Source organism: Geodermatophilus sp. CPCC 206100 (assembly GCF_048569675.1).
Lineage (GTDB): Bacteria > Actinomycetota > Actinomycetes > Mycobacteriales > Geodermatophilaceae > Geodermatophilus.
In genome coordinates, this window is record NZ_JAQISV010000044.1 from 16,001 (window position 1) to 27,592 (window position 11,592).

The window sequence follows — 11,592 nt, forward strand, 5'->3', positions numbered from 1 at the left end:
TCACCTGCTGCGGTACAGCCGGGTGGTCACCGGGAGGAACACCGCCGCCAGCGCGACCGCCACCGCGAGGGACACCCCGATCGCCGTTCCGTCCGGCGTGCCGGCCATGAGCGAGCGGGACGCCGTGGCCAGCAGCGAGATCGGGTTGACGTCGACGAACGCCTCCAGCGGCCCGGGCAGCGTGGCCGGGTCGACGAAGACGTTGGACAGGAACGTCAACGGGAAGATGCCCATGAACCCGGCGTTCATGACCGCGTTCGGCGAGCGCAGCAGCAGCCCGAGCACGCAGAACACCCAGGACAGCCCGAACGAGAACACGACGACCAGCGCCAGCGCCCCGACCGCCCCGGGGAACCCGCCGTCCGGGCGGTACCCCAGGGCGAGGCCGACGACGATGATCACCGTGCCGGCCACCACGTACCGGACGCTGTCGCCCAGCAGCGACCCGAGCAGCGGCGCCGGCCGCCAGATGGGCAGCGAGCGGAACCGGTCGACCACGCCCTTGGTGAGGTCGGTGTTCAGGCTGACGCCGGAGTACACGGTCGTGAACAGCACCGACATGACCAGCAGCCCGGGGAGGGTGTAGTCCAGGTAGGCGCTGGTCGAGCCCGCGATGGCGCCGCCGAACAGGTACGTGAACATCAGCAGGAACATCACCGGGGTCACCGTGACGTCGAGCAGCTGCTCGGGCACGTGCTTGACCTTGAGCATGCCGCGCCAGCCGAACGTCAGCGCCGTCGACAGCGGCCCCGGCCGGGGCGGCCGGGCGGTGGAGGCGATGGCGCGGCGGACGGCGAGGGTGTCGGCCGCGCCGGTCGGGGTCGTGGTGGCGGTCATGACGACTGCTCCTCGAGGGTGCGGGCGGCGTCATCGGCCGCGTGTCCGGTGAGCGCGAGGAAGACCTCGTCCAGGCTGGGCTGGTCGAGGGAGAAGTCGGCGATGCCGACGCCGGCCCGCGCCAGCTCGCCGACACCGAACGCGGCCCGCTCGGCGTCGGAGCAGGCTGCCGACAGCGCGGCGGGATCGGCCTCGAGGACCACCGCACCGACCGCCCGCTCCAGGACCGCGGCCGCGTCGGCGCGGCCCTCCGGGTCGAGCAGCCGCACGTGCAGGGTGCCGGTGCCGACCGAGGACTTCAGCTGCCCCGGGGTGCCCTCGGCGATGACCCGGCCGCGGTCGATGACCACGATCCCGTCGGCGAGCTGGTCGGCTTCCTCCAGGTACTGGGTGCAGAGCAGGATCGTCGTCCCCTCGGCCTGGAGGGCGCGGGCGATCTCCCACACCTGGTTGCGCGAGCGCGGGTCCAGCCCGGTCGTCGGCTCGTCCAGGAACACCAGCTGCGGGGTGACCACGAGGCTGGCCGCGATGTCCAGCCGCCGGCGCATGCCGCCGGAGTAGTGCTTGACCAGCCGGCCGGCGGCGTCGGCGATGCCGAACGCCTCCAGCAGCTCGTCGGCGCGGGCCCGGGCGGCGGCCCGCCGGTGGCCCAGCAGCCGGCCCAGGAGCACCAGGTTCTCCCGACCGGTGAGCTCCTCGTCCACCGACGCCAGCTGGCCGGTCAGGCTGACCAGCCCGCGCACCGCGTCGGCCTCGGCGACGATGTCGTGCCCCAGCACGCGGGCGCTGCCGGCGTCGGGGGCGATGAGCGTGGCCAGCATGCGGATCGTCGTGGTCTTGCCGGCCCCGTTCGGCCCCAGGACGCCGTAGATCGCCCCCGCCGGGACGGCGAGGTCGACACCGTCCACGGCGCGGGTGTCGCCGAAGGACTTCGTCAGCCCGGTCGCCTCGATGGCCAGGGGTGGGTCTGCCGTCATCGCGTTGTCCTCACCTCGGAGTCGGTCGCAGCATCTCTCGACCCACTGACCGAATCTGGGCCGCTGGGTCATCGGCCGCCACCGGTTTTTCCTCGGAGGCGGCCGATGACCCAGCGTCGGACCTCGAGCGCGCTCGAGGTCAAGAGGTGAGGATCAGGCGAAGGCGACCCCCACGTCGTCCGACGGCGTCGGGCGGTCCCCCGCCTCGGCCGGGGCGCCCGGCACCGCGGGCTGCTCGGCCGCCGGGCCGGCGCCGGACGTGGTCTGGACCGCGACCACGGACGGGTCCAGCCGCATGATCGCGTAGCCCGCGACCGCCCCGGCGCCGAAGCCCGGCGCGAAGATCCGCTGCGGCTCGGTGAGGACGCCGTCCCGCACCGCGTCGTGGATGGCCAGCGGGATGCTCGCCGAGGAGGTGTTGCCGACGTCCTCGATGTTGAAGTAGAGCTGGTCGGCGGTCAGGCCGGCGCGCTCGGCCAGCTGGATGACCATCGTCTTGTTGGCCTGGTGCGGGACGATGAGGTCGACGCTCTCCATGAGCGAGGCCGCGCGCCCGTCCGGGTCCGGCAGCGCCGAGAGCTCCTCGATCATCTGCCCCAGGTACCGGCCGGCCAGCGCCTTCACCTCGGGACCGAACACCGTGATGTTGTTGTCGAACTCGGGGTTCGGCCACAGGATCGAGTTGACCTGGCTGGCCGGCCCGCTGGCGTAGGTCTTCATGACCAGCAGGTCGGGCTCCGCGCCGCCCGGCGCGACGCCGACGACCATCGCCGACGCGCCGTCCCCGAAGATCATCCGCGAGGTGCGGACGTTGCCGATCTTGTCGGAGAACTTCTCCACGCAGACCACGAGCACCGGCCGCTCCACCTCCTGGAGCAGCCGGGTGGCCTCGGCCAGGCCGTAGGGCATGCCGGCGCAGGCGGCGATGATGTCGTAGGCCGCCGCGACCTGGTACATGCCGAGCTGGCCGCACAGGTAGGTGGCCAGCGACGGGATCAGCCGGGAGCTGGTGCAGGTGCAGACCAACACGCCGCCGAACTCCTCCGGCCCGCGGCCGGCCTTCTCCAGGGCCGCCTCCGCCGCCTGCAGTGCCAGCTGCTCGAGGCTGACCGAGCTGTACCGGCGCTGCTCGATCCCGGTCTTCTGCCGGATCTCCTCGGCGCTCATCGGCGACCAGTTGTAGGCGGTGTTGCGGATCAGGTCGTCGTTGCTGCAGACCTGGTCGCCGTGCACCGCGGACAGCGCCTCCAGCCGCGGCATGACCCGGAAGTCGCGGCGGACGTCGATCTCGCGGTAGGGCCGGATCGGCTGGCGCGACTCGCGCGGCTGCGGGGCCGGCGCGGCCGGGGCGTCGTCGTCCAGCCGGCGGAGGAAGTCGCGCACCGACTTGTCCCGCGGCGTGAAGACGACCACGTAGTCGTCGTCGGACAGCTGGTCGGCGGTGGCCAGCTCCAGCTGCGCCCGCTCCCACGGGTACTGGTTGTGCAGCACCATCGCCCAGCGGTGCAGCGACTCCAGCTCCGGCACGTCCTCGTCGCAGTCGAGGATGTCGCGGTAGTCGTAGACCGGGTAGTCGGGGTCGTAGGACGGCAGCCGGAAGGTGAGGCTGTCCGGCTCGTCCAGGAACTCGGCGACCGTCGGCTTGATCGCCGGCAGGGTCGTGGCGTGGTGCTTGCGGTTGGCGAAGACGTCGAACAGGACGCCGAAGATGCGGTCCTCGACCTCAGCGTCCCACTGCGCCGGCAGCGTCGGGTAGGCCTCCTGCACGGCGGCGACCTTGGTCTCGCCCTCCTCCCACGGCTCCACCACCGGGAGGAAGACGTCGGAGCGGTGCCGCGGCACGTCGGCCCACCGCATCGGCCGCTTCTCGTACATGGTGATCGAGAAGCGGTTGGCCCAGAACAGGTTGAGCGCGAGGTCGCGCATCAGCGCGTACTTCGTCGCGTAGTCGCCGGTGCGCACCCGCTCCAGGATGTCGGTCCCGCTCGGCGCCTTGGTCTCGAAGTCCCGGCGGATGACCTCGTCCAGCTGGTCGAGCGTCTCGACCGTGGAGAAGTCCAGCTCCGGCACGATGTTGGACGGGAACACCATGCGGCCGTGACGGTTCAGGACGAACGCGTTCATGCTGGTCCTCTCAGCTCGTGGGCTACGGCTGTCCGCCGGCGCGGTCGATGCCCCGCTCGACGGCGTCGATGAGGCGGGGGCGGAGCTCGGCGGCGGGGATGATGGCGTGCACCGACCCCATCTGCCGGGCCCGCTCGATGTCGTGGATGGCCTCGAACTCGGCGGCGACCTCGCCGAGCTTCTCGGACCGGACGGTGGTCCGCAGCGCGGCGAGCTCCACCCGCAGGTGCGCGGCCTCGACGCCCTCGGCGGCGGCGATGGCGGCCTCGAGCTCCTGGACGCGGGGGTCCTTGGCGGTGCGCTGGTCGACGTCGCGGGTGAAGACCACCGCCGCGGCCGGGGCCCCGCCCAGCACCGAGGCGTAGGAGCCCTCGACGGCGAGGACCTCCATGTTGTCGTTGAGGACACCGGAGAAGACGACGAAGGCGCCGCCGTGGTAGCGCGACACCACGCAGAAGACGATCGGGCCGTCGAAGTTGGTGATGGCCCGGCCGATCTCGGCCCCGTACTCCAGCTGCAGGTTGCGCAGGGACTCCGGGGAGCCGTCGAAGCCCGACAGGTTGGCCAGCACCACCAGGGGCCGGTTGCCGCTGGTCGCGTTGATCGCCCGCGCGGTCTTCTTCGACGACCGGGGGAACAGCGTGCCCGCCGTCCACTGGTCGGGCCCGTCGGTCGGGTAGGCCCCGCGGCGCGGGATCGGGTGCGACTCGATGCCCAGCATCGTGACCGGGCGGCCGCCCAGGTGGGCGTCGAACACGATCGAGGTGTCGGCGTCGGCCATGCCGGCCCAGCGCTCCAGCGGCGGGTGGTCGGCGTCGGCGACCGCGCGCATGACCGTGCGGATGTCGAAGGGCTTCTTGCGGTCCGGGTTGGCCTCGGCCGAGAAGATGTCCCCGACGGTGGTGAAGTCGCTGGCCGGGTGCTGGTGCGGGAACTCGCGCACGTCGCGGTCGCGCGGGTCCGACGTCGGCGCCGGCCGGGCCCACCGCTCCCCCGGCGCCCGGTAGGCGTGCTCGTAGTGCTGCACCAGCAGCTCGTGGGCGGCGGTGAGGTTCGGCGCCCAGTACTGCGCCTGCCCGTTGGGGCCCATGACCCGGTCGTACCCGCCGATGCCGAAGTTGTCCTCGGCCGAGACCCCGCCGGAGTAGTCGAGCGAGTGCTTGCCGGTCAGCACCATCGCGCTGTCCGGCGTCATCACCAGGATGCCCTTGGTGTGCATGAGCATCGTCGCCTCGGCGTTCCAGTAGGGCTGGGCGCCGACGTTGATCCCGGCGACGACGACGTTGATCTCGCCGCCGGCCTGGGTGAACTCGATGATCCGGCGCAGCGCGCGGGAGACCCAGTCCATGTTCTCGGTGCCGCTGTCCATCGAGATGCGCGCGCCGGAGGACAGCGCGAACCACTCGACCGGGATGCCGCGCGCCTCGGCCAGGTCCAGGGCGGCCACCACGCGGTGGCACTCGGGCTCGGAGACGGTGCCCAGCTGCTTGGTGGGGTCGCCCATGAGCACCACGCGGGTGACGCCCTCGGGGTAGCGGTCGCTCGGCGTGCTCACCACGCCGGCGACGAGGCCCGCCTTGTTGTTGCCCGGGGCGCGGTCGACCGGCACCAGCCGGCCGGTGTCGTCGAGGTCGTGCTCGACGAAGGTGCCGCTCGGGCCGGCCAGCAGCGAGGCGAGCTCGTAGGGGTAGACGGTGCCGCGGGCGCGGGAGCGCAGGACCTTCTCGGTGTAGGCGTCCAGCGGGCGCATCGGCTCGGTGGGGCGGTCGGTGACGCGCATCTGCACCCCGGTGCCCGGCAGGTGGGCGAAGCGCAGCGCCACCTCGCGGGGCGGGCGGCCCTCCTGCTCCTGCAGCCGGGCGTACAGCACGACCTCCTCCAGGCCGGCGCCGGCGGTCAGCGGCGCGGTCGCGCCGGCGAAGCCGGCCATCTGCGACAGCGGCACCTCGATGTCGGGCCAGGCGTAGAGGAAGATCCGGTTGTGCTCCAGCCGCCGGCGTGACGGGCGCTGGGACTGGGCCTGGCGCAGCCCCTCCAGGCAGGCGGTGAGCTGCCGCTCGAAGGTCGGGAACCCGAGGATCGCGCCGTTCGCGTCGCGCACCGGCGTCACGTCCCGGACCTCGGCCATCGCGATCAGCCGCTCGTCGGCGGGGTTCTCCTTGGCCCGCACGTGCAGCAGGAAGGTGTCCTCGGGCGAGGGCAGCCGGACGCCGTCGAAGTTCTTCAGCCGCCACAGGTTCAGCCGCTGAGCCGTCAGCGGGTGCAGGCCGCGGATGATCCGCTCCTCCGCCAGGCCGCCCTCCGGAGCGGGCCGGAAGGTGATCGCCTCGGTCTCGCCGTCCGGGGTGCACACGCTGACGGTCACCCGGCGGCCGGCGCACAGCGGCGGCGCCTCACCGAGCATGCCGCGCAGCTCCTCGGCCACCGCGTCGGTGTCGGCCGGGCGGTCCGGCCAGGACAGGTAGAGGTCGACGACGAGGTTCCCCGGGTCGGCGACGTCGGCCAGAGTCGCGGCCAGCGACCCCAGCGCCCCCGGCAGGTCGGAGCGCTCGAGCATGACCGCGAGCAGGTGCAGCCGGGCCCCGGCCAGCTCGTAGTCGGCGGCCACGCAGGACAGGCCGTCGACGAGGAACGACCGCAGGCCCTCCAGGTCGCGGCTGCGGTAGTAGCGGCGGGTGAGCACCTCGAGCACCGGGTCGGGCACGGTGGTCTCCCGCCCGAACCGCTGGGCCAGCAGCCGGATCAGCGGCTCCGGGCTGGCCACGAGGGCCTCGATGCGGGCCAGGCCCTCGTCGTGCTCCTCCGCCGTCGCGACCTCGGCCAGCAGCCGGTCGGCCTCGTCGAGCACGTCCTGCCGCGCCGAGCGGATCACCGGCTCCTCGAAGTGCCGGAAGCGGACGGCGCGGGCCAGGTCGCCCACGGCGGGGTAGCGCAGCTGGGTGGCGGCCACCAGCCGGTCGAGGACCTCCCCGACCTCGCCGCGCAGCGGGTCCGGCGGGATCGCCGGGGCGGTCAGCCACCGGTCGAGCAGCGCCAGGACGGCCGGCAGCTGGTCGTTGACCCGCTGCTGGGCCAGGAAGATCCGGTGCACCGCCGCCTGCAGCTCGAGGCCCGACGCCCCGCCGTCGGGCGCCGAGGCCTGCTCCATGTCCTCGATGCCGTAGTGCCGGAGCGCGCGGCCCAGCCGGGCCCGGAAGCTCTCCGGCAGGCCCTCGCGCTCGACGTCGAGGGAGTGCAGGTAGGTGTGGAAGTACTCGCGCGGGCTGTGCACCTGCGCGTCGGCCTCCTCCTCCTCGCTGGCCGGGCGGTTGCGGGACAGCTCGGCGAGGTCGGCGAAGGTGGTGAGCACCTCGAGCTCGCGGTGCACCACCTCCGGGTCGTCGACCGGCAGCTCGCCGCGCACCCGGCCGTACTCCTCGACCAGCTGGCGGCCGTGGCCGGCGCTGACGTCGTAGCCGGTGACGAGGGCCTCGATCGCGCCGAGCAGCGCCAGGGCCCGCTCCCGGGGCTCGCCCGCGCGCGCGGCGCCGTCCGCCTCGGGGAAGGTGACCCGCTCGCCCGTGGAGGCGGCGGCGTCCTCCCCGGCGCGCTCGAGCGTGATCAGCGCGGCTCCGGCGTCGACCTGGGCGTTGACCGCGCCGAGCACCTCGCGCACGCGCCCGGCGAAGGGCGCGCGCACCGCGGTCTCCATCTTCATGCTCTCGAGGACGGCGACCGTCTGGCCGGCCTCGACCTCCTCGCCCGGCTGCACGCGGACGGCGACGACCACCGCGGGGGCGGGGGCGCGCACGGTGCCGCCGGCGTCCCGGCCCACGCGGTGGGTGACGCCGTCCACCTCGACCAGGTGCGAGCCGGGCGCGGTCACCGACACGACGGAGAACCGCCGGCCGCCGACGGCCAGCCGGCTCTCCAGCGGGCTCAGCCGGTCCACCTCGACGTCCACGTGCCGGCCGTCGAGGCCGACCCGGTACCGGTCCCCGCCCAGGCGCGCGACGGTGAGCCGGTACACCTCGCCGCGCAGGCCGAGGTCGACGGTGCGGCCGACCTCGTGCGGGGCGCGCGGCCGCCCGCCGCGGGCCGACGCCAGGAAGGCCGCCCGCTCCCAGGCCTCCTCGGCGTCGGAGACGTCGATCGCCACCTGCGCCAGCGCGACCCAGGCCGACTCGGCGGGGGCGGTGGGCGCTGCGGTGCCCGTCCGGTCCAGCCAGCCGGTGTCGGCGGTTCCGGCGACGACCTCCGGGCGGTCGAGCAGGTCCAGCAGGAACGACTTGGTGGTGGTGCCGCCGCGGAGGACCACGGTGGTCTCGCGGAGGGCGCAGCGCAGCCGGGCCAGCGCCTCGGGCCGGTCGCGGCCCCACGCGATGACCTTGGCGACCATCGAGTCGTAGGCGGGCGGGATGACGTCGCCCACGCCGATGCCGGTGTCCACCCGGATCCCGGGGCCGGCCGGCAGCCGCATGAGCTCGACCCGGCCGGGCGAGGGGGCGAACCCGGCCTCGGCGTCCTCGGCGTTGAGCCGGACCTCGACCGCGTGCCCGTTCTCGGCCGGCGGCTCGCCCTCCAGCCGGCCGCCGGCGGCGACGTGCAGCTGGAGCTTGACGATGTCCAGGCCGGTGACCTCCTCGGTCACCGGGTGCTCGACCTGCAGGCGGGTGTTCACCTCGAGGAAGGTGAACAGCTGCTCCTCGGGCTGGTAGAGGAACTCGACGGTCCCGGCGCCGACGTACCCGGCCGCCTTGACCAGCGCGGTCGCCGAGCTCTTCAGCGTGGCGGCCTGCTCGGGGCTCAGCGCCGGCGAGCTGGACTCCTCCAGCACCTTCTGGTTGCGCCGCTGCACCGAGCAGTCCCGGACCCCGGGCGCCCACACCGTGCCGTGGCTGTCGGCGATCACCTGCACCTCGACGTGCCGGCCGCCCTCGACCAGCCGCTCCATGAACACCACGGGGTCGCCGAAGGTCCGCTGCGCCTCGGCCTGGGTGCGGCTGAGCGCCTCCTCCAGCTCCGCCTCGCTGCGGACCACGCGGATGCCGCGGCCACCCCCGCCGCTGCGGGATTTGACGATCAGCGGGTAGCCGATCGTCGCGGCGTGCCGGCGGCCGTCGTCCAGCGTCTCGACCGGGCCACCGCTCCACGCGGCCACGGGCACGCCGGTCTGCTCGGCCAGCACCTTGGCCTCGATCTTGGCGCCCAGCAGCCGCATCGACTCCGGCGGTGGCCCGATGAAGGTGACGCCCAGGTCCGCGCACAGCTCGGCGAAGGCGGGGTCCTCGGCGACGAAGCCCCAGCCCACCCAGGCGGCGTCCGCGCCGCTGGTGCGCAGCGCCCGGGCCAGCTCGGCGTGGTCGAGGTAGGGGTTGCCGGCCCCCGTCTCACGGAGCAGGACGCCCTCGTCGGCGGCGCGCACGAAGCCCGCGCGCCGCTCGGCCTCCGTGTGCAGGGCGAGGACCCGAGTCCGCGTCCCGTGCTCGGCGTCGAGCTCCCGGACGGCGCGGATGAGCCGCATGGCGGGCTCGCCCCGGTTGACCACGGCGATGCGGCTGAACACCGGTGTGCACCCCTCTGAGTCGGATCGTGAGGCTGAGCGCCGCACGGAGCGGCGGACCGTCGGAGCTACATGTCCAGGCCGCCGTTGACGCCCCAGACCTGGCCGGTGATGTAGGACGAGGCGTCGGCGGCGAGGAAGTGCACGACGCGCGCGACCTCCTCGGGCAGCCCGAGCCGGCCCAGCGGGATCTTCGCCTTGAGGCCGTCGAGCACCTTCTGGGGCACGGTCTCGAGCATCTCGGTGGCGGTGTAGCCGGGGGTGACCGCGTTGACGGTGATCCCGACGCCATCGGCCAGGCCCTGGCGCTGCACCTGCATCGCGGCCTCGCGGGCGAGGGTCTTGGTCAACCCGAACAGGCCCGACTTCGCCGAGGAGTAGTTGACCTGCCCGATGCCGCCGGTCTCGCCGATGACCGAGGAGATCATCACGATGCGGCCGGTGCCGCGCTCGACCATGTGGCTGAGCGCCGCCTGGGAGAGGTAGAAGGCGCCGGAGAGGTTGACGTCGATGACGCGGCGCCAGTCGTCGTCGGTCATCTTGAGGACTGTCTTGTCGGCGGTGATCCCGGCGTTGTTGACCAGGATGTCGAGCCGGCCGTGCTGCTCGATGACCTCGGCGATCGTGCGCCGGCAGTCGTCGGCGTTGCCGATGTCGCCGCGGTGCACGGTGACCTTGCTGTCGGGGTGGGCCGTACCGACGTCCTTGCAGAACGCCTCGGCGGCCTGGGTGTTGCCGCTGTAGCCGGCGGCGACGGCGGCGCCCTGGGCGGCGAGGCTGCGGCAGATCGCCGCGCCGATGCCGCGCGTGCCGCCGGTCACGAAGGCGACCCGGCCCTGGAGCTTGTCCCCGGTCCGTGCCGGGGATGCCTGCGTCGCTGTCACGGGGAGCCTCCTGCTGCGGGTGCGGGTCCGGCGTGTGCCCAGGTCGGAACGGCGGTGCGGCGATTCCGGCACGGGTACGGACCGAGCCTCTCGCCGTCGCCCGGGCCCGTCAAACGGAGACCGCGATCACAGTGGCCCCGGGCGCGCCGCTGACCGCCGCGTGGGCGACCGGCCCGGCCCGGACGCCCGCCGGCGACTGCCGTTCGCGGCGGTGACGCTCCGACGTCGGTGCCGCTCGGTCGGGAGGCGGTGGAGCGTCCCGACCGGTCAGGCTGGGCCCCGTGCCGTTGCGCGACCGCCTCCTCGCCCTGTCCGTGGCCGTGATCTGGGGGCTGAACTTCCCGGCGATCCACCTGTCGCTGGCGCAGTTCCCGCCGTTCTTCCTCGTCGCGCTGCGGTTCGGCGTGATCGCCGTCCCGACGCTGCTGCTGGTGCCGCGCCCGGCGGTGCCGTGGCGCTGGGTCCTGGGCTACGGAGCCGGGTTCGGCGTCCTGCAGTTCCTCTTCCTGTACCTGGCGATGGACACCGGGATGCCCACCGGGCTGGCCTCGCTGGTGCTGCAGTCCTCGGCGCCGTTCACCGTGGTGCTGGCCGGGCTGCTGCTGCGGGAGCGGCTGACCGCCCGGCAGGCGGCCGGGGTGGCCGTCGCGGTCGCCGGGCTCGCCGGCATCGCGCTGCACCGCGCCGAGCTCGGCGGCGGCGCGACGCTCCTGCCGGTCGTGCTCACGCTGTGCGGGGGCATGGGTTGGGCCCTGGGCAACCTGGCCAACCGGCGCGCCCGGACCACCGAGCCGTTCCGGCTGATGCTCTGGATGACCGTGGTGCCCCCGGTGCCCATGCTCGCGGTGTCGCTGCTCGTGGAGGGCCCCGGAGCCGTGGGGACGTCGCTGAGCACGCTCGCCGGCGCCCGCGGCGCGCTCGCCCTCGCCGGGCTGGCGTTCACGGTGCTGATCGCGACCGTGGTGGGGTCGGGGATCTGGACGGCGCTGATGAGCCGGCACCCCTCCAGCACGGTGGCGCCCTTCTCGATGCTGGTCCCCGTCGTGGGGATCGCGGCGTCGTGGCTGGCGTTCGGCGAGCCGGTGTACGTCGTGGAGCTGGCCTGCGGCGCGGCGGTGGTCGCCGGGGTCCTGCTCGGCAGCAGCCGGCCGCGCACCGGCCGGCCGGCCACCGAGTTGCCGCCGACGGCACCGGTGAGATGAGGTCGGGGGGACCACCCCACGGCGAG

The 11,592-nt window shown here is 73.8% G+C and carries 6 protein-coding genes; 1 reads left to right on the forward strand and 5 read right to left on the reverse strand.

Annotated elements, in window-relative coordinates; all coding sequences use genetic code 11:
* The 5 genes from PGN05_RS19305 to fabG all read right to left on the reverse strand — a co-directional run bounded on the left by PGN05_RS19305 (position 1) and on the right by fabG (position 10,364).
* A complete protein-coding gene (locus PGN05_RS19305) occupies positions 1-837 on the reverse strand; it encodes an ABC transporter permease (protein WP_419754193.1) in 837 nt (278 codons plus the stop codon).
* Positions 834-1,814 (reverse strand): ATP-binding cassette domain-containing protein, encoded by a 981-nt coding sequence (locus PGN05_RS19310; protein ID WP_419754194.1) that lies wholly within the window; start codon positions 1,812-1,814, stop codon positions 834-836. The genes PGN05_RS19305 and PGN05_RS19310 overlap by 4 nt, the downstream gene beginning before the upstream one ends.
* A gap of 153 nt (positions 1,815-1,967) precedes the next feature.
* The gene (locus PGN05_RS19315) at positions 1,968-3,938 is read right to left on the reverse strand and encodes a 3-oxoacyl-ACP synthase III family protein (RefSeq protein WP_419754195.1); all 1,971 of its coding nucleotides are present in this window, start codon (positions 3,936-3,938) and stop codon (positions 1,968-1,970) included.
* A 22-nt stretch (positions 3,939-3,960) separates the two neighbouring features.
* Entirely contained in the window at positions 3,961-9,483 is a 5,523-nt protein-coding gene (locus tag PGN05_RS19320; RefSeq protein WP_419754196.1) for a carboxyl transferase domain-containing protein, read from the reverse strand.
* Positions 9,484-9,548: 65 nt separating this feature from the next.
* Positions 9,549-10,364 (reverse strand): 3-oxoacyl-ACP reductase FabG, encoded by an 816-nt coding sequence (fabG, locus tag PGN05_RS19325; protein ID WP_419754197.1) that lies wholly within the window; start codon positions 10,362-10,364, stop codon positions 9,549-9,551.
* Positions 10,365-10,645: 281 nt separating this feature from the next.
* On the opposite strand from fabG, the gene PGN05_RS19330 reads away from it, so the two are divergent.
* On the forward strand, positions 10,646-11,566 hold the full coding sequence (locus PGN05_RS19330; protein WP_419754198.1) for an EamA family transporter: 921 nt from the start codon (positions 10,646-10,648) through the stop codon (positions 11,564-11,566).
* The last annotated feature ends 26 nt before the right edge of the window (positions 11,567-11,592 follow it).